This window comes from Gordonia jinghuaiqii, from assembly GCF_014041935.1.
In the GTDB taxonomy this organism is placed as follows: Bacteria; Actinomycetota; Actinomycetes; order Mycobacteriales; family Mycobacteriaceae; genus Gordonia; species Gordonia jinghuaiqii.
In genome coordinates, this window is record NZ_CP059491.1 from 2,808,024 (window position 1) to 2,826,009 (window position 17,986).

Genomic DNA, 17,986 nt, shown 5'->3' on the forward strand with positions numbered 1-17,986 from the left:
TGGTTCAACCACCCTCTCAGGACCGGAGACCACCATGGGCTACACAGTGCCGCGCATCGACCCCGCCACCACCGCGGTGATCGTCGTCGACATGGAGAACGACTTCGTCGAAGCTTCGTCACCGATGGCCTCGGCGCAGGCACGCGAGGCGATCCCGCAGATGCAGCGGGTACTCGAGCTCGCCCGCAAGACCGGGATGAAGGTCGTGTACTCGACGCACGCACATCGGCCGGACGGATCGGACATGGGCCGCTTCGAAGACCTCTACCCGCCGATCGCCGAACGAGCCAGTCTCGTCGACGGGACACCGGGGATCGAGATCCATCCCCAGCTCAAACCCGAGCCGGGTGAAGTGGTGATCAAGAAGCACCGCTACAGCGCCTTCTACGGAACCGAACTCGATATTCTGTTGCGCAACAGCGGAATCAAGACAGTCGTCATCATCGGAACCACCACCGAGAACTGCTGCCATGCAACGGCCCGCGACGCGATGTTTCGCGACTACTATGTCGTCTTCCTCGCCGATGCCACCGGCACCTTCGACTACCCCGACGTCGGTTGGGGTGCGATGTCGGCGACCGAGGTCCACGCGGCGACCCTGAAGATCCTGGCCTTCTCCACCGCCGACGTCATGACCGTCGACGACCTCGAGTCCCGGGTCGTGGGCGGCTGACGTCAGGTGGGCCCCCGCCCGACATGATCACCCGAGATGTTGCAGGCCGGCGCGAGTGTGCGCATCGAGATTCGTTGTGGCAAGCGCCCCGTCGATGAACGCGTCAACCCTCCCGAGGAGGGTGTCCTCGTGATGATCGCGGGCCGGTTGGACGGCCGCCGGAGAATCGGCGGTACAGGAAGCTCCTCGATGGCTCCTCGATGACACCGGCCAGATGGTCGACGGTCTCGGGCGCCGTGAGCCGGGCACCAGGTCTCCGTTCGACGGCTGGTGTCGCGCGAAAACCTACCGCGCGACACCCCCGCCGATCTGTCCGTGATTGCAGAGAGTTGTTCTCTGCGTGCCACATCGGACGCCGCCGCGTTCGGCGCCTGCGCTCAGTCCGGATCGGAGAAGTTCGCCTCGCGACGCGCCATTCCCGCGTACACCGCCTCCAGCTGGTTGGGCGATCCCATGAGATCGACCTGCAGTGTGCTCTCCAGCATCAGGGCTGCGGCCGGTTCCGCGCCCGCCCAGGTCTCGTCATAGAGGCGCTTGGCGGCCTGGACCGCGTGCGGCGACTTCGAGGCGATCTCCCGGGCGAGTTCCTGGGCCGCGGCGAGCGGGTCGTCGGCGACGTGCGTGACGAGGCCGAGGTCGTGTGCCTCGGAACCGGTGATGATGCGGCCGGTGAACGTGAGTTCCTTCGCGACATCGAGGGGCACGAGCCGGGGCAGGGTCTGAGTGATTCCCATGTCGGGAACCAGACCCCACTTGACCTCCATGATCGACATCCGGGCGTCCGGGGTCGCATACCGGATGTCGGCGCCGAGAGCGATCTGTAGGCCGCCACCGAAACAGTTGCCCGTGATCGCGACGATCACCGGGGCCCGAACGCGGCCCCAGTCCAGCGAGACACGCTGTGCGTGGTTCGCGAGCGCATCGCCCTCACGGTCCAGCAATGACCTGGCGCCACCGCCGCTGCCCAGGCTGGACAGGTCCAGACCCGAACAGAAGCTCTTGCCCGCGCCGTGGAGGACGACCGCGCGGACCCGACGATCCGCTGCCAGGGTGCCGGTGACGTCCAGCAGCGCGTCGAACATCGCGGAGTCGAGCGCGTTGTGCTTGTCCGCCCGGTTCAGCGTGACCGTGGCGACGCCGGCATCGTCGACGTCGACGAGGATTCTCTGCTCGGTTGCCGATCCGTCCGCGGGTTGAGCCACCTTACGCCTCGCGTTTCTGACGGGTCTGCTGGAGCTGGCGGCCGCGACGCCGATAGCGCCAGATGAAGTAACCCACAACGATCGCGAGGACCACTCCGATGATCACGCCCCACGCTGTGGCCGCGCGGAATCCCGGTGCTTCCACGTCGAAGATGCGTTCGCCTGCGTGTGCGCCGCTCCCGCCGCCGGCCACCACGGTCAGCGTCAACAGGTTGGGGATGGCCACCAGTACGCCGAGAACCGCGAACCCGATGGTCGGGACCCACTTGAGGCGCCGGCGGCTGAGGAAGGCGAAGACGAACAGGAGCACGGGGACGAACGTGCACACGATGCCCAGCACGAGGCCGGTCCAGACCCCGCTGCTCATCGACCCGTCGACCCGGTTCCCGATCTGTCCGGCCCACCATCGGGGCAGGAACGCGGCGAGGATGAAGTAGGTGACCACGAGGAGCGCGGCGATGATCAGGCCGATGACCGACTTCTTCACGATCGCGTCGGTGCGTTCGCGGGCGGTGGGCTTCTGCGGTGTGCTGACCGTCGTGTCGTGCGGATCGGTCACCGGTGGTGGAGTTCCGTACTCAGGCGCCGGGGGAGGTGCTCCGGCACCCGGCTGCCGCCCGGACGGATCGGCTGGAGACGCGGAGAACTGGTCGTGACTCATGGGCCGAGTGTAGGCGCGGGAGATGACCATCCGGCCGATACTCGCCGCGGCGCACGTTGACCGGCTCCGCCTGTACACGTTGACCGGCTCCGCCGGCACACGTTGACCGGCTCCGCCTGTACACGTTGACCGGCTCCGCCGGCACACGTTGACCGGCTCCGCCGGGGCGACATCCCTGGTCAGTCGGTGTCCTTTCCACGGATGCCGCCGTAGATGCCTCGTCGTACGATCCAGGGCTGCAAGATGGTGTCGATCGTCCAGGCCGGAAACCGGAACGGCCGACCGTTGGCGGCGAAGACCTGGAGGCCGTCGGGTTGCGCGCCGAGCACCGATCCCCATCGTCGTTTCGGCGGGGCGAACCGCCGGGCACGCCCGGACCGGCCGGAGAGGTCGGCGCGGATGTTGTGGGCGAGAATCCGATCCGCGCGATTGCGCGCCGAACTCCGCAGGTCGTCGGTCGCTGCGACGTCGCCGATCGCGTACACGAGGTCGTGCCCGGGGACGCGCAGTTCGGGTGTGACCCGGATGAACCCCGACTCGTCGAGCAGATCCGCCGGAAGCCACGCGGTGTTCGGCACGACCCGCCCGATCGCCCAGAGGACCGCATCCGCCTCCACCGTGTCCTGCCCTGTGGTCCACCGGACGGGCCCGGTGGTGACCTCGTCGCACGCGAACCCCGCCGGCACCGCCGCACGGTGACCGGCGTGGACGCCGACTCCCAGCCGCGTGAGACGTGCGTGCACGTTCTGCCACGTTCGAGGATGATGACGCGGCAGCGCCCGGTCGCCGGGGTGATAGAGATCCACACGCTTGTCGGGCCAGGTCGCGGCGAGGTTGGCTGCCGCGCTCACCGCGGCGGCGCCACCTCCGATGACGGCGATCGAGCCGGCGGAGTCGAATCGTCGATGTACCGATCGCAACTCGGCGTCGATCTCCGCGGCAGACTGCACATCCGGGTGGCGCCAGAATCCGTTGCGCACCCCCGTCGAGATGACCAGCGCATCGAAGCGTTCGACCATTTCGGCGCCGCCGGTGTCGACAACGGTCACCGTTCGGTTTCCGAGGTCGACCGCGGACACCGAACCGTGGATCGTGCGCACCCCGTCGAGTTTGCGGAACCGCCCGAACGGGATCCGATGATCGCGCGCCCACACCTGAGGACGACTGACACGCAGGCCGAGCTCCTGCCCGCTGAGCAGCTCAGGCTTCGAGGAGACGCCGACGACATCGGCGTGCCGCGACAGGTGGATGGCGGTGAGCAATCCGGTGTCACCGAGGCCCGCGATGACCACACGCGGACGTGTCACACGGGGGCCCGTCCGGGTTGATCGGGTGCGCGCGGTTCTCGAGGACGGCGGGGGATGAATCGCGGCACCCGGTCGACGACGTCCTGATAGCCGGGCCGGCGTTCGAGGCTGCGCGCCTCCATCATCGGGATGCTCGCGCCGAGGAACATCGCCGCCATCGCCACGGCGCCGATGCACAGCCACCACCAGTCGCCGGGTGAGGCAGCGATCCCGAAGAGCGCCATCGACACCCAGAAGAGGAACTCCCCGAAGTAGTTCGGGTGCCGGGACCACGCCCACAGCCCGGTGTCGAGAACAGCCCCCGGCCTCCGGTGAGCGGTGAACCGCCGCAGCTGGGCGTCGGCTCCGTACTCGAGTGCGACCGCGGCGAGTCCCACGACCGCGGCGACGACCGTCAACCACACCACCGTCTCGCCGGGGTGCGTCACCGCGATGTACACCGGGATCATCCCCGCAAAGACCTGAACGGTGGGGACCAGGTGGATCGCGACGAGGTCGACGAGAAATTCTGCTCGCCCACCGCGGGCCTTCAACATCGGGTAGCGCCAGTCCTCGTGCTGCAACCCGGGCCACCCGCTCGCCCAGTTCGCGGTCAGACGGACCGCCCACACGGTCACCACCGCCGCGATGACCCAGCAGTGCACGGCGTCGAGTCCGGCGTCACCGGCCGCCCACCAGTAGAGCAGCAATGCCGGCGGTACGACACTCCAATAGGCGTCGTACATACTCGAATTCGCGAAGGCCCGGCTGAAGCCGAAGATCACCAGCGTCGCCAGCAGATCGGCGATGAATGTGTCGAGCCACATCCGGCCCGTCTCGGGCCCCCACGCCAGCCATGCCGCCGCGACACCGAAGGCGACGAGGTAGGCGAGGGCGACACGTACGAAAGATGCTGTCCTGCTGACGTTTCTGTCCTGCACCCCGCCGTTCCTCTCCGTCGCCCGTCCGGATGTCACAACTGTTGCTCGATGGACCCGGCAAGCTTTTCGGGTTTGGTCGTCGGCGCGAACCGCGCGACAACCGACCCGTCGCGACCGACCAGGAACTTGGTGAAGTTCCATTTGATGCGGCCACCCAGCACGCCGGACTTCTGGTCGCGGAGCCACTCGAACAGCGGGTGCGCGGCGGGACCGTTCACCTCGACCTTGGCGAACATCGGGAACGTCACGTCGTAGGTGAGCGAGCAGAAGTTCTTGATCTCGTCCTCGTCACCGGGCTCCTGATGCCCGAACTGGTCGCACGGGAAGCCCAGCACGCGCAAACCCTTGTCCGCGTACTCACGGTGGAGCGTCTCGAGGCCGCGATACTGCGGGGTGAACCCACACTGGGACGCGGTGTTCACGATGAGCAGCGGGTCGCCCCGGAAGTCGGCGAGCTCGACCGGGTCGCCCTCGATGCCGGTTGCGGTGAAGTCGTACGCGGAGGTCATGGCGCCACGCTACTTGGGGCCCGGTCGTCTGCCGGGTCTAATCAGTGAAGGCACTGATCCGGCAGGGGTCCGGTCCGCTCACTCCCCGAAACGTTCGGTACGGATCCGGGTGGGGTCGTGTCCGGCGTCGATCATCGACTTCGCACAGTGCTCGACGAAGTGGTTGGGTCCGCAGATGAACACCGTGGGTGACCTGACCGAGTCGATGGTGAGGGCGGCGAGTTCGGCGGCGGTGACGCGTCCCGCCGGCCGCACCGACCCGACCGGGGCGACACGGGTGTGGATGAGGTGTACGTCCATGCGCCGATGCTCGATCAGCTGACGGATCTCGTCGCGGTAGTACACGTTTTCGGGGCTTCTCACCGAATAGACGAGCGAGAACGGCGTGTGCGGGGCCTCGACCTCTCGACTGCGGATCATCGACATCAGCGGCGCGACGCCGGAACCGCCCCCGATCAGCTGGACCGGCCGGTCGTCACCGGCGGGCCAGGTGAACCATCTGCCGTGCGGTCCGCTGATCTCCAGCGGATCCCCCACCTCGACCACGTCGACGAGGTACGGCGAGACCTCACCGTCCTCGAGTCGTTCGACGGTCACTTCGACCGACCGGGTCTCGCGCACATCGGACAACGAGTACGCGCGTGCGGTGGAGTAACCGTCCTCGGCGGTGAGCCGGATGTCGATGTGTTGGCCCGGCATCGCGTGGATGTGTTCGGGCAGGGCGAGGCGCAGGGTGCGCGCCGTCGGGGTGATGTCGGCGACAGCGGTCACCGATGTGAGCTGCCAGGTGGTCACGAATACCGCTGCTCGCGCCAGGGGTCTCCATACATGTGGTAGCCGCGCTCTTCCCAGAAGCCCGGGGTGTCCTCGGGCATGAACCTAAGGCGCCGAACCCATTTCGCGCTCTTCCAGAAGTAGAGATGGGGAACGAGGAGGCGGGCTGGACCACCGTGCTCGGCAGCGAGCGGTTCACCGTCGTAGGTGTCGGCGATCCATCCGCGACCCCCGGTGAGGTCCGCGAGGGGAACGTTGGTGGTGTATCCGCCGTAGCAGTGCGCCATCACGTACGGGGCAGGTTCCCAGGGCAGCGCGCCGAGCAGGGTGTCGAATGAGACCCCGCGCCATCGGGTGGCGAACTTGGACCACCTGGTCACGCAGTGGATGTCGGTGGTGACGTCGTCGTGCGGCAGGCTCTGGAACTGTTCCCAGCTGAACTTCACGGCACGATGGTCGGCCGACTGAACGGCCAGCGACCAGGTGTCGAGCGAGACCGAAGGAGTGGGTTCGGCGGAGAGGACGGGAAAGTCCAGCGTCGTGTACTGACCCGGTGGGAGGCGCCGGGCGTCGCGGTCGCGACGACCGACAAAACCTCGGTTGACGATGGCCATGGTCGCGGAGTCTACGCGGCACTCATCGATGCTCCGGGCACACCGATGCTTCCGGCAGACACCGAAGCGCACGCGTTCACGCCCGCACCGATGCCGAGAAGTGTTGCGCATATGAGACCTGAGCAGGGCGCACTACTTCGCGACCAACGTGGGTGTCGCCGCCCTCGCGCCGGCGGTCTTCGTCGTCATCGCCGGGGTGGTGGTCGGGATCTTCGCCTCGACGGCCGACTTCTGGATCACCTTCGGCGACGCCATACTTCAGGCGTTCGCGACCGTCCCCGCGGCGTGGACCGTCGTCGCCCTCGCGGTGCCGTGACCGGGACTCGGCCGCAGGCGCGTCCTGCGGTCCGGTTCGGGGTTCTGGTCTCGTTCGTGCTGACCATCCTCGGGCCCAGCTTCAAGCTGCCGGACCGGGCACTCGGATTCAGCCCCTTCCATCACGTGCCGGATGTCGTCGCCGGGGCGGACTGGTGGGGTCTGGTCTGGATCAGCCTGGTCTTCGCGGCCTTCGTGGCGGTGGGGTTCGCCGGTTATCGACGGCGGGACATCCCGTAGCCGCCGGCGCCCAGGATCCCGGCTCCACCGCGAGTGGTGGCGCCGGGATCCTGCGGCGAGACGGCGGGGTCGTTGCTAGGACTTGAGTGATGCGGCGAGTCGACGCCACTGCTCCCGAGGGAAGCCGCGGTGGTCGGCTTGCAGCACCTGGACACACACGTGGTCGGCACCGGCGGTGCGGTGCTCGTCGATCCGCTTGAGGATCGCAGCCTCGTCGCCCCAAACGATCAGCGCGTCGAACAAGCGGTCGCTGACAGTGGTGAGGTCGTCCTCGGTGAATCCGAGACGACGAAGATTGTTGGCGTAGTTGGGCATTGCGAGGTAGCCCGTCAGCCACTTGGTGCCGATCGCGCGCGCCTCCTCGCGATCGGCCGCGAAGATCGCCGTCTGTTCCGGCGCGACCAGGGGACCGGCACCGAGAGCTTCGCGCGCGATCGCGGTGTGATCGGGAGTGACCAGGTACGGGTGGGCGCCGCGGGTGCGCTCGGCGGCCAGGGCCAGCATCTTCGGTCCGAGCGCGGCCAGTACGCGCGCCTCGGCGGGGACCGGTTGGGGCGCGGCGTCGAGCCCGTCGAGGAACGCTTTGGTGGTGGCCAGCGGCTTGCGATAGCGGCCCGCTTCTGTCGCGTCGATCAGGGGGGCATGGCTGATCCCGAGTCCCAGCAGGAACCGGGGACCGAACTCGTCGGCGAACCGGGCGTGGGCTGCGGCGACGTCAGCGGGTTCGTGCATCCACATGTTGAGGATGCCGGTCGCGATCACAGCCCGCTTGGTGGCTCCGAGCAGATTGGCGACGGCGTCGAGCACCGGACCTCCGACGTCCGGGATCCACAAGGCGGTGAAACCCAGCTCGTCCAGCTCGGCCGCGGCGTCGGCGGCCTCCCCGGCGTCTCCGTACCGTAGCGGCGAACTCCAGATTCCTACACCGTCGAGATTCATACATCCGACAGTACCGAGGGCGGCCGCCGTCCGGTCGCCCGTGCCGCCGATCACTGGTTTCGGTCGGTACGAACGGGGGTAGCCGCCACCGAAGTTCGCGTGGTGAGGAGGAATGAGGGTGGACCAGCAGAGAGTGGAGAGTCACGACGTGCGCCCGACGTCACTGACCCTGCCCGGAATCGTGCTGGGTGTGGGGCTCGGCGGATTCGTCGATGGGATCTTGTTGCACCAGATCCTGCAGTGGCATCACATGCTCACCAGCACCGGCCAGGACAGGCTCGGACTTGAATCCTATCCGGCGACGACCGTGCACGGATTGGAGATCAACACCTTGTGGGACGGCTTGTTCCACACGTTCACCTGGCTGGCGGTCCTGCTGGGACTGGCACTGTTGTACGGACGTCTCAGTCGTGCCGGGGAGAGGACATGGACGGGCCGTGTCCTGTGGGGGTGGATTCTGACCGGCTGGGGACTGTTCAACCTGGTCGAGGGGATCATCGACCACCACATCCTCGGCATCCACCATGTGCGCGCCGGTGAACACCAGACGCTATGGGACATCGGCTTTCTGGTCCTCGGCCTGTTGCTCGTGATCGTCGGGTGGCTGCTCCAGCGTTCGGCACCGCGAGCGTCACACGCTGACGCCGTGGCGTCGACCCCATCGTCGAGGTGACCGTGTCGACCCCCGTTGCCGTCCTCGCTCACGGAGCAGGCGGGCAAGGCTTCTCGACGACCTTCGGCGCCTTGCTCGTGGCCGCTGTCGCGATCGCCGTGTACGGCGCTGCTGCCCTTCGCTGTCGTCAGGACCCCCGCGGATGGAGCGGATGGCGGACAGCAGGTTTCGTCGTCGGTGTCGGTCTCCTCGTCGTCGCCACCGTGCCCGCCGGCTCCGACGACCTCTCCGCCCACATGATCGGGCATCTTCTCATCGGAATGTATGCCCCACTGGCGCTGGCGCTCTCGGCGCCGGTGACGTTGCTGTTGCGGTCGACCCCCGCCGCCTTCGGCCGACGCCTCATGCACATCGTTCGGTCGCGGCCGGCGCGGATCGTTGCGCATCCGGTGGTGTTGCTGGTGGCGACGGTCGGCGGTCTCGTGGCCCTGTACTTCACCCCGCTGTTCGACATCGCGGATTCGAACCCGGTCGTCCACGCCGCAGTGCACGTCCACTTCTTCGTCTCGGGTTACCTGTTCGCCTGGATGATCGCCGGACCGGATCCCGCACCGGAGCGTCCATCGGTCCCGGTGCGCCTGGTCCTGATCGGGATCGCGGTCGCGGCGCATGCGGTAATCGCACAATTGATCCATGCCGGACTGTTCCTCGGTTTCGAGGCGCCCGCCGACGAACTACGCAGTGCCGGCTCTCTCATGTACTACTGGGGTGACATCGCCGAGATACTGCTCGCCCTGGCCATGTTGCGCACCTGGCGGACCGACCGCGCTCTCAGCCGGCCGCGGGGTCGTTCGCCGGCGATTCCAGTCGCCCATCCATGATGCGGGTGAGGCGCCGGAAGACGCCGATGCTGATCACACCCAGCACCATGAAGACGATACTGGCAGCGGCGCTGAGTGATTCGGTGAGCAACCCGGCGATACCGATGGCGAGCACGTAGATCGGTATCCAGTCGAAGAGGTGCAGGACGCTCTGCGGCTTCTCATCGGCCTCCCACCCTTCACGGTGGGCGGCTTGATACATCGCGTAGTCGGGGTAGAACTCGGTGAACGCGATCGCGAACAGGGTTCCGCCGATCTGGATGATCCAGCCGGTCCAGAAATTGTTCGGGTCATCGAGCACGAGGTCGCCGAACGCACCCGATATCGCCGAGACCCCGAATCCCGCGACCCAGGCCCAGGTGATGACGTAGTTGATGCGCAGGAACAGCGGGTTGTCCCAGAGTTCCTTCTCGGTGGTCTCGCGCGCGTACTGGAGCGTGAACGGTTGGCGGAGCAGGATGGACCCGAGCGCGAAGCAGACCAGCGCGACGTTGGTCATCTCCCCGCCCCACTTCTCCAGCCAGTCGATGACACCCGCGGAGGCGAAGAGGGCGAGTACGGCCATCGTGCCGAAGTAGGCGACGTCGAACACCTCGAGCAGTTTGATGCTGTTGCCGCGTCTGTGACCGCCGATCACGAGCAGCAGCGACAGGGCGAAAGCCGCTGCTGCGGCTTCCTCGAACCGGCCGGGACCCGCGAGGAATGCCATCAGGATCCACGGCGACATACCCGCGAAGGGCGAGTTCAGGAATGCGGTGAGCACGCGCCGGGTGCCGGACGGTGGCGCAGTCACCAATGGTGATGATTCGGGGACCGCACTGTTCTGATCGTTCGTCATGGCTGAATTGTCCGACTTGGCAGCCCGTTCCGCATCCCACTGCGACTATTGAGCACGAATTGGTGCATCGTGGCGTGACAGTGCGACCCCGGCAGCAGAGTCGTCGAGGCCGCACCGGCGTCATGTTCGGCTGTCCAGCGACTCACGTATGGGGCGCGAGTACGACTGCCGCATTGTGCCCACCCATGCCGAGTGAGGTCTTCAGCGTGAGGCCGGGGTCCAATTCGGTTCGGCCGTCGAGCAACTGCGGGAGCAGGGCGTCGGCAACCGTCGGGGTCGCCGGGATCTCACCCCGCTCATATCCCAGCAGCGACGCGGCGAGCTCAACGGCTCCTGCAGCGCCCTGACAGTGTCCGGCCAGCGGCTTCACCGAGAACACCTCTGCGTTGGGCAGCATGGTCTCGGCGATGGTGGCCTCCGCCCGGTCACATTGCCGCGTGCCCGGGCCGTGGGCGTTCAGGTATCGGATGTCGCCGCCTTCCACGCCGGCCATCGTCAACGCCTGATCGACGCAGGCGCGGATGTTGACCAGTTCCGGATCGATGGACGTCACATGGAATGCGTCGTGAGTCATCGCTCCGCCCAACACATCTGCGTATCCGTCGGTTCGCCTGTTGGTCATCGTGAACGCGATCGCCGCCTCACCGAAGGTGAACCCACGGCTGCCCTCCTGGAAAGGGCGGCAGGCGTTCAGCGCATCGGTGTCGGTGATGGCGACGCCGAGTTGTACGAACATGTTGACGACTTCCGGCTTGGCCGACAGATCGGTCGCGACCACCACGACGTCGTCGACGAGATCCGAGTCGAGCCAGGACTTCGCGGTGACGATGGCAGCCGAACCGGACGTGCACATCGCCGAGACGTTCATGGCCGGCCCGTGGAATCCGTACTCCTGCATCAGCAACGACACCGGCGTCGACGGCGTCACCGAGAGGTACTGGCGACCGGTGTACCGGCCGATTCCGGACGTGACCATCGGATACATGTCCAGGTCACCGAGAACGCACGCATGCACAAGTCCCACGCGCGCACCAGGACTCCATCCCCGAGCCATCGCGTCGTCGATCGCTTCACGGGCGGCGGCGCGCATGGCGCGGGCGAACCGGGTCCGGCCGTCGGCCGGGTCACCGCCTTCGGGAACCTGCACTATCCATCCCGGGCTCTCGTCGTCGGAAGAACCGAAGCCGAACCCGCGGCGTAGGGCGGCAGCAGATTTGCCGGACGAGAGCCCACGCCAGAGGGCGTCGCGGCCCCAGCCGTATCCACTCACTGCCCCGAGTCCCGAGATCGTTGAACGCTGATTCGTCATTGTGATGCACTTTCTTTGATGGCTGCGATGGCGAGGGGTCCATCGCGGTTACCCGACCGGGTGACCCGCTACCAGAATCTCGCGCAAACCCGACATCCCACCAGCTCACTCACTTAATTTCGGTGTGCGATGTTCAATCCGCGCACACTCGCCCCACCTACATCACCCGTTTCGTCCTGCCGTAGGGGAACATGGAACATGGACGGCGGGGGTCGAACGACATGGCCGTGAGGAGGGTGAGGGTGGCAGATCTGACGCCAGATGACGATCGGTCGGAACTCGTCGCTCCGCACGCCGAGCCGATGGCTCCCTCCGCCGATGCCGCGGTGGCCGAACGCTACCGTTTGCTTCTCGAACTCAGTCCGGATGCGATCGCGGTCCACCAGGACGGCGAGATCGTCTACGTGAACTCCGCTGCCCTCGACTTCGCGCGGATCGAGGATCGAGACGACATGCTCGGTCGTTCCATCACCGAGTTCGTCCATCCCGATGAGCTTCCGCAGATGATCGAGCGGATCGTCGGCATGGGCGACGAAGCCGGAGCGGCGACCGTTCCCGAAGAGGTCGTGATGGTCGATTCCCATGGGGTGTCCCGTCCGATGGAGGTCACGTCCGTGCGGACCGTGTGGCGCGACCGAGCGGCATATCAGGTCATCCTTCGCGACGTGAGTGCGCAGAAGGCGGTCGAGTCCACGCTGCGCCGGCAGGCTGCCCTCCTCGACCACGTCAGCAACGCGGTCATCGCCGTCGACGACGACATGACGGTTCGTTCGTGGAATCCGGCGGCCGAGCAGATGTACGGTCTGCTCGCTGCCGATGCCATCGGTCACGACCTCGACGAGGTGGTGAGTGCGCATGTGGACCCACACGCGGCGGTCTCGCTCGGCGGCACGGTCGACCAGTTGCATCGACGCGCCGACACCGGACGGTCGTTTCTCGCGCACACCTCCGTGACGACCATGGACGACGGCTTCCTCATCGTCGCCGAACCGACCCGCCGACCGCTGATCGACCGCCTGGGCACCATCCTCGCCGCCCTCCACCAGGCGGTCATCGTGGTCCGCGAAGACGGGGCCATCGAGCTTGCCAACCCCGCTGCCGCCACCATGCTCGGTCCCGACGCGATCCCCGGGGCGAGCGTGTACGAGATGCCACTGGATTTCGTCGGGGACGAATCACCGATCGCGACGTGCCTCCGAACCGGGGCGGCGATCACCGACGCGACCGCGACGATCCGGACGCCCGCGGGGGATCGGTGGCTGTCCTGCAGTTGCCGGCCCATCGACGACGTCGCCACCGAGGTCGTCGCGCTCGTGTCCTTCGTCGACATCACCGATCGGCACCGCGAACGCACCCAGCTGGCGTGGGAGGCCGTGCACGATCCACTGACCGGGCTGTACAACCGCGCCGGGATCATCCGCGAGCTCGAGTCGCACATGACAGCACTCGGAGAGGACAACGATCTCAGCTGCGTCGCCATCTACTACATCGACCTCGACAGCTTCAAGCTCGTCAACGACTCACTCGGCCACGCAGTCGGCGACGAGGTACTGCACACCGTCGCGCAGCGGCTCGCGTCGGCGACGCCGGACGAGGCAGCTGTCGGACGGATCGGCGGTGACGAGTTCGTCCTCGTCGCCACCCTCGGGATCGCCTGCTCCGCAGAGGAGATCGAGCATCACATCGACAAGATCCGTGCGACGGTGTACGAACCGATCGCGGTGAGCACGCGCAGCGAACCGTTGACGGTGGAGGCGAGCATCGGCGTCGCCACCGTCACCTCCGAGGACGACTACACCGCCACCGACCTCCTGCGCGACGCAGACATCGCTCTCTATCAGGCGCGCAAGGCTTCTCGTGCACCCTACGTCCACTTCCGGACGCACCACCGGGAAGAACTGCAGCGTCGGCAGCGCATCGAAGAGGAACTCCGACGTGCACTCGACAGCGACCCCCGTCAGTTCGAGATCCACTACCAGCCCATCGTCTCGACCGTCGACGGCACGCTTGTGGGACTCGAAGGTCTCCTGCGATGGCGGCACCCGGAGCTGGGTTCGATCTCGCCCGCCGAATTCATCCCCCTCGCAGAGGAATCCAATCTCATCGACCGCGTCGGTGCGTATGTACTGAGCACCGCGTCGGCCGAGGTGGTCGCGGTTCCACAATTGGAGGGGGTGATGTTGTGTATCAACGTCTCACGACGCGAACTCACCAACGGCCAGTTCCTGATGCGCCTGCAGGAGAACTTCACCACGTCGGGATTGAGGCCGGAATCGCTCTGCCTGGAGATCACCGAGAGTGCTCTCGCCCCGCTCGACACCGAGCTCCTCAGTCTCCTGGGTGACGTGCGCGCGCTGGGCACACAGGTGTCGCTCGACGACTTCGGCACGGGCGCCTCGTCTCTCAGCGAGTTCTACCGTCTCCCCGTCACCGTCCTGAAAACCGCCAAGTCCTTCGTCGACGCCCTCGACGAACACCACAGCGCACAAGCGATCCTCGCCGGAATCGTGACCATGGCCCACGCCGCCGGGATGAGAGTGGTCGCCGAGGGTGTGGAAACCGCCGCGCAGGCCGCCACCGTCGCAGCGGTGGGGTGCGACCTCGCCCAGGGCTATCACCTCGGCCGCCCGGTACCACTGCCCGACGTCATCAGCTCGGGAGTCCTGATCGGGGTCGATCCGTCGGTGTGGCAGAAGGCCTGAGGGTTCGACTCTCATCGTCGACGCGTCCGACATCGTGACCCGGCTGTGGTCGATATCGTCGGTGACGACGGGCCGCGCGAGTAGATTGGTTCGCAGCGTCGGGACTCGGCGAACATGAAACCGGACAGCGAGGTCACGGACATGACACACATCCTGCGGTGGTGCCCTTCGTCGAGCGGGGCCGGGCAATGAGCGACGCGCAGCAACGAGAAGTCGCCGAACAGCACACCGCGAAGGTCATCGGCGTCACCGTCGCCGCCGCGGTCGGCGGGTTCCTGTTCGGCTTCGACAGTTCGGTCGTCAACGGCGCGGTGGACTCGATCGAATCGAATTTCGGTCTCGGCAAGCTGATGACCGGTTTCGCCGTCGCCATCGCCCTGCTCGGCTGTGCCCTGGGCGCGTGGTTCGCCGGACGCCTCGCCGACATCTGGGGCCGCAAACGCGTGATGCTGCTGGGCTCCGCCCTTTTCATCATCTCCGCGATCGGCACCGGATTCACCCAGACCATCCCGGACCTGTTGCTGTGGCGCGTACTCGGCGGTATCGGCATCGGAATCGCATCGGTGATCGCACCCGCCTACATCTCCGAGATCGCACCGGCGCGCTATCGCGGCGCGCTGGCCTCGATGCAGCAACTCGCGATCACGCTGGGTATTTTCGCGGCTCTGTTGTCCGACTCACTCTTCGCCGACAGCGCAGGTGGGGCGTCGAGCGACTTCTGGTGGGGCCTGGAAGCATGGCGCTGGATGTTCCTCGTCGGCGTCATCCCCGCCGTCGTCTACGGTGTGCTCGCGTTGCTGATCCCCGAGTCGCCGCGATATCTGGTGGGACGCAACCGAGACGCCGAAGCGGCTCGGATCCTGCAGGAGGTGACCGGCGAGGCGAATCCACTCGCGCGGGTGAAAGAGATCAAGCTGACGGTCAAGCGTGAGGCGAAATCGTCCCTCAAGGACATCAGCGGCCCGTCGTTCGGACTTCACCCTCTCGTGTGGGTCGGCATCTGGCTGGCGGTCTTCCAGCAGTTCGTCGGCATCAACGCGATCTTCTACTACTCGACGACGCTCTGGCAGTCCGTCGGATTCTCCGAGAGCGACTCGTTCAAGACGTCGGTCATCACGGCGGTCATCAACGTCGCGATGACGTTTGTCGCCATCCTCTTCGTTGACCGCATCGGGCGTCGAAAGCTGTTGCTGGCCGGGTCTGTCGGCATGTTCATCGGTCTTCTCATGGCATGCGTGGCGTTCACACAGCAGATCGGCGAAGGCGAGAACATCTCGCTGCCCGACCCCTGGGGCGTGATCGCACTGATCGGTGCGAATCTGTTCGTCGTCGCGTTCGCGGCGACGTGGGGTCCGGTGATGTGGGTGATGCTGGGGGAGATGTTCCCCAACCGCGTCCGCGGTGTCGCGCTCGGCGTCTGCACCGCGGTGAACTGGGTCGCCAACTTCACCATCTCGATGCTGTTCCCGCCGATGACCGAAGCCGTCGGGCTGGGAATCATCTACGGATTCTTCGCCTTCTGTGCAGCTGCGTCGTTCTTCTACGTGTACAAGAAGGTCGAGGAGACCAAGGGGCTCGAACTCGAGGACATGGATTCGGTGGCCGCCTCCCGGCTGTCACAGTTCAACGCTGTCAAGAAAGCAAAGGACAACGCCTGACCCCCGTGGGCGACGGATACACACATGTTCGATCTTCGTGATCTTCCTCGTCGTGTGCTCGCGGCGCCGATGGCCGGTGGGCCGACCACCCCGGAACTCGTGATCGCTGTCGGCGAGGCAGGCGGTGTCGGTCAACTGGCAGCCGGCTATCTGACGCCACAGAAGCTCGCCGCAGACCTCGCCGCGGTGCGGGCAGGCGGCACCGAGACCTTCGGGGTCAACATCTTCGTCCCCGAGACCGAACCGGTGAACCGAGACAACGTCGCCCGGTACCGCTCCGAACTCATGGACTACGCGGCCTCGCTGGGCGTCGAGCTTCCGCCCCTCGACGAGCTCGGCGACGATGACGACCACTTCGATTCGAAGGTCCGCCTCGTGTGCGAGGAGCGAATCCCCCTCGTCTCCTTCGCCTTCGGCTGCCCGTCGAAAGCGACGGTCGACGAGCTGCACCGGTACGGCTGCAGTGTCGGGATCACCGTCACCACCGCCGACGACGCCGCGATCGCCCAGCACGCCGGTGCGGACTGGCTCTGCGTGCAAGGGCCCGGCGCCGGCGGCCACCGCTCGGTGTTCGACCGCCGGATCGACCCTCCCACACAGCCTCTGGACGACCTGATCCGTGCTGTCCAGGACCGTGTTCGACTTCCTGTCGTGGCGGCCGGAGGTATCGCGACCGCCGAACGCGCGCAGGAGATCCGGGCACTCGGACCCGTCGCGGTTCAGGTTGGTACGACGCTGCTGCGGACGACCGAGGCGGGCACCAAACCCGCGCATTGCGCGGCGCTCGCCGACCCGTCCCGCACCGAGACGGTGGTCACCCGCGCGTTCAGCGGCAGACCTGCTCGTGCACTGCGTAACCGGTTCACCGACAGGTTCTCCGACGCCGCGGTCGCAGAGTATCCGGCAGTCAACACACTCACCGGAGGTCTCCGACGGGCCGCGAGCACCGATCCCGATGCGATCAACCTGTGGGCCGGAACCGGCTTTCGCGAGGCAGTCGTCGAGTCCGCCGCTGCCACCGTCGAACGCCTGGGCTGAGGGCGGCTCCACTCAGGACCCGTGGGGGTCGGCCTGATTGAGCATGGCGACCACGTCGGCGTAGTAGCCGCGCGCCTCGCCGTACCGCAGGACCTTCACCCGCTCGACGTGCAACTCGATGGCCTCCGGTTGTGACTCGATGAGCGCGACGACCTCGGTGACGAAGTCGTCGAGAGGCATCGCGAAGTCGCTGTCGCGATGTCCGGGCATCAGGTCCGTTCGTACCGCGGGCGGCACCAGTTCGACGACGTCCACCGAGGTGTCGGCAAACTGGAGTCGCAACGATTCGCTCAGCATGTGGATGGCGGCCTTGGTCGCGTTGTAGGTCGGCGTGGCGCGCAGCGGGGTGAAGGCGAGTCCCGAGGAGACCGTCATGATCGTGGCCGCGGGTTGTGCCAACAGGTGTTCGATGAACGCGGCGATCAGCCGGACAGGACCGAGGAGGTTGGTCGTGACGGTGGCTTCGGCCGACGCCAGGAAGCCCGCGGGGGAGGACCAGTCCTCGACGCGCATGATCCCGGCCATGGTGATGAGCACATTGAGCTTCGGGTGATCGGCGATGACCTGCTTTGCGGCGGACTCGACGGCGGCCGGGTCGGTGGTGTCGATCGAGACGGTGTGCAGGCCGGGGTGTTCGCGGCCGAGCCGGTCGAGCAGTTCGGTGCGTCGGCCTCCGACGATGACGGTGTTGCCCTTCTCGTGCAGGCGCAGGGCCAGCGCGAGGCCGATGCCGCTGGTCGCGCCGGGAATGTAGATGGTGTTTCCGGTGATGTTCATGCACTCAGCGTCGAAC

General features: G+C 66.6%; 19 protein-coding genes. 8 read left to right on the top strand and 11 right to left on the bottom strand.

What is annotated here, in order from left to right; translation table 11 throughout:
* Nucleotides 1-34 precede the first annotated feature (34 nt).
* Nucleotides 35-673 carry a cysteine hydrolase family protein gene (locus tag H1R19_RS12475; RefSeq protein WP_188330273.1) on the top strand — a complete coding sequence of 213 codons (639 nt, stop codon included), beginning with the start codon at nucleotides 35-37 and terminating at the stop codon, nucleotides 671-673.
* Nucleotides 674-1,050: 377 nt separating this feature from the next.
* On the opposite strand, the gene H1R19_RS12480 is transcribed toward H1R19_RS12475, so the two are convergent.
* From H1R19_RS12480 to H1R19_RS12510, 7 genes are all read right to left on the bottom strand, one after another.
* Nucleotides 1,051-1,875, bottom strand: coding sequence for a crotonase/enoyl-CoA hydratase family protein (locus H1R19_RS12480; protein WP_244970686.1), 825 nt, complete (start codon nucleotides 1,873-1,875; stop codon nucleotides 1,051-1,053).
* Between the two features lies 1 nt (nucleotide 1,876).
* Entirely contained in the window at nucleotides 1,877-2,536 is a 660-nt protein-coding gene (locus H1R19_RS12485) for a hypothetical protein (RefSeq protein ID WP_188330274.1), read from the bottom strand.
* A 179-nt stretch (nucleotides 2,537-2,715) separates the two neighbouring features.
* The gene (locus H1R19_RS12490) at nucleotides 2,716-3,843 is read right to left on the bottom strand and encodes an FAD-dependent oxidoreductase (RefSeq protein ID WP_219849178.1); all 1,128 of its coding nucleotides are present in this window, start codon (nucleotides 3,841-3,843) and stop codon (nucleotides 2,716-2,718) included.
* Entirely contained in the window at nucleotides 3,840-4,763 is a 924-nt protein-coding gene (locus H1R19_RS12495) for a DUF1295 domain-containing protein (protein ID WP_219849179.1), read from the bottom strand. Before H1R19_RS12495 ends, H1R19_RS12490 begins: the two co-directional genes overlap by 4 nt.
* A 32-nt stretch (nucleotides 4,764-4,795) precedes the next feature.
* The gene (locus H1R19_RS12500) at nucleotides 4,796-5,272 is read right to left on the bottom strand and encodes a glutathione peroxidase (RefSeq protein ID WP_219849180.1); all 477 of its coding nucleotides are present in this window, start codon (nucleotides 5,270-5,272) and stop codon (nucleotides 4,796-4,798) included.
* 78 nt (nucleotides 5,273-5,350) lie between these two features.
* Nucleotides 5,351-6,067 carry a ferredoxin reductase gene (locus H1R19_RS12505; RefSeq protein WP_219849181.1) on the bottom strand — a complete coding sequence of 239 codons (717 nt, stop codon included), beginning with the start codon at nucleotides 6,065-6,067 and terminating at the stop codon, nucleotides 5,351-5,353.
* On the bottom strand, nucleotides 6,064-6,660 hold the full coding sequence (locus H1R19_RS12510; RefSeq protein ID WP_219849182.1) for a sulfite oxidase-like oxidoreductase: 597 nt from the start codon (nucleotides 6,658-6,660) through the stop codon (nucleotides 6,064-6,066). The genes H1R19_RS12505 and H1R19_RS12510 overlap by 4 nt, the downstream gene beginning before the upstream one ends.
* A gap of 148 nt (nucleotides 6,661-6,808) precedes the next feature.
* Between H1R19_RS12510 and H1R19_RS23225 the strand changes: the two genes are divergently transcribed.
* Both H1R19_RS23225 and H1R19_RS23230 read left to right on the top strand, forming a co-directional pair.
* Complete coding sequence (locus H1R19_RS23225; RefSeq protein ID WP_223205314.1) at nucleotides 6,809-6,976, top strand: hypothetical protein; 168 nt, start codon at nucleotides 6,809-6,811, stop codon at nucleotides 6,974-6,976.
* Nucleotides 6,973-7,215: a hypothetical protein gene (locus H1R19_RS23230; protein ID WP_244970687.1), complete on the top strand. Its 243-nt coding sequence runs from the start codon at nucleotides 6,973-6,975 to the stop codon at nucleotides 7,213-7,215. Before H1R19_RS23225 ends, H1R19_RS23230 begins: the two co-directional genes overlap by 4 nt.
* Before the next feature lie 75 nt (nucleotides 7,216-7,290).
* On the opposite strand, the gene H1R19_RS12520 is transcribed toward H1R19_RS23230, so the two are convergent.
* Nucleotides 7,291-8,154: an LLM class F420-dependent oxidoreductase gene (locus tag H1R19_RS12520; protein ID WP_219849183.1), complete on the bottom strand. Its 864-nt coding sequence runs from the start codon at nucleotides 8,152-8,154 to the stop codon at nucleotides 7,291-7,293.
* 112 nt (nucleotides 8,155-8,266) lie between these two features.
* Between H1R19_RS12520 and H1R19_RS12525 the strand changes: the two genes are divergently transcribed.
* Both H1R19_RS12525 and H1R19_RS12530 read left to right on the top strand, forming a co-directional pair.
* Entirely contained in the window at nucleotides 8,267-8,827 is a 561-nt protein-coding gene (locus H1R19_RS12525; RefSeq protein WP_188330281.1) for a DUF2243 domain-containing protein, read from the top strand.
* A 2-nt stretch (nucleotides 8,828-8,829) separates the two neighbouring features.
* Complete coding sequence (locus H1R19_RS12530; RefSeq protein WP_188330282.1) at nucleotides 8,830-9,648, top strand: cytochrome c oxidase assembly protein; 819 nt, start codon at nucleotides 8,830-8,832, stop codon at nucleotides 9,646-9,648.
* On the opposite strand, the gene H1R19_RS12535 is transcribed toward H1R19_RS12530, so the two are convergent.
* Both H1R19_RS12535 and H1R19_RS12540 read right to left on the bottom strand, forming a co-directional pair.
* On the bottom strand, nucleotides 9,599-10,486 hold the full coding sequence (locus H1R19_RS12535) for a hypothetical protein (protein ID WP_188330283.1): 888 nt from the start codon (nucleotides 10,484-10,486) through the stop codon (nucleotides 9,599-9,601). The two genes, H1R19_RS12530 and H1R19_RS12535, sit on opposite strands and share 50 nt — an antisense overlap.
* A gap of 142 nt (nucleotides 10,487-10,628) precedes the next feature.
* Nucleotides 10,629-11,795, bottom strand: a complete 1,167-nt coding sequence (locus H1R19_RS12540) for a beta-ketoacyl synthase N-terminal-like domain-containing protein (protein ID WP_188330284.1) — start codon at nucleotides 11,793-11,795, stop codon at nucleotides 10,629-10,631.
* Between the two features lie 302 nt (nucleotides 11,796-12,097).
* Between H1R19_RS12540 and H1R19_RS12545 the strand changes: the two genes are divergently transcribed.
* The 3 genes from H1R19_RS12545 (at nucleotide 12,098) to H1R19_RS12555 (ending at nucleotide 17,193) form a co-directional block, all read left to right on the top strand.
* Nucleotides 12,098-14,497 (top strand): sensor domain-containing protein, encoded by a 2,400-nt coding sequence (locus H1R19_RS12545; protein WP_219851637.1) that lies wholly within the window; start codon nucleotides 12,098-12,100, stop codon nucleotides 14,495-14,497.
* Between the two features lie 188 nt (nucleotides 14,498-14,685).
* The gene (locus H1R19_RS12550) at nucleotides 14,686-16,155 is read left to right on the top strand and encodes a sugar porter family MFS transporter (protein ID WP_188330488.1); all 1,470 of its coding nucleotides are present in this window, start codon (nucleotides 14,686-14,688) and stop codon (nucleotides 16,153-16,155) included.
* 24 nt (nucleotides 16,156-16,179) lie between these two features.
* Nucleotides 16,180-17,193 (top strand): NAD(P)H-dependent flavin oxidoreductase, encoded by a 1,014-nt coding sequence (locus tag H1R19_RS12555; RefSeq protein WP_188330285.1) that lies wholly within the window; start codon nucleotides 16,180-16,182, stop codon nucleotides 17,191-17,193.
* Between the two features lie 12 nt (nucleotides 17,194-17,205).
* On the opposite strand, the gene H1R19_RS12560 is transcribed toward H1R19_RS12555, so the two are convergent.
* Nucleotides 17,206-17,970 carry an SDR family oxidoreductase gene (locus tag H1R19_RS12560; protein ID WP_188330286.1) on the bottom strand — a complete coding sequence of 255 codons (765 nt, stop codon included), beginning with the start codon at nucleotides 17,968-17,970 and terminating at the stop codon, nucleotides 17,206-17,208.
* Nucleotides 17,971-17,986 lie beyond the last annotated feature (16 nt).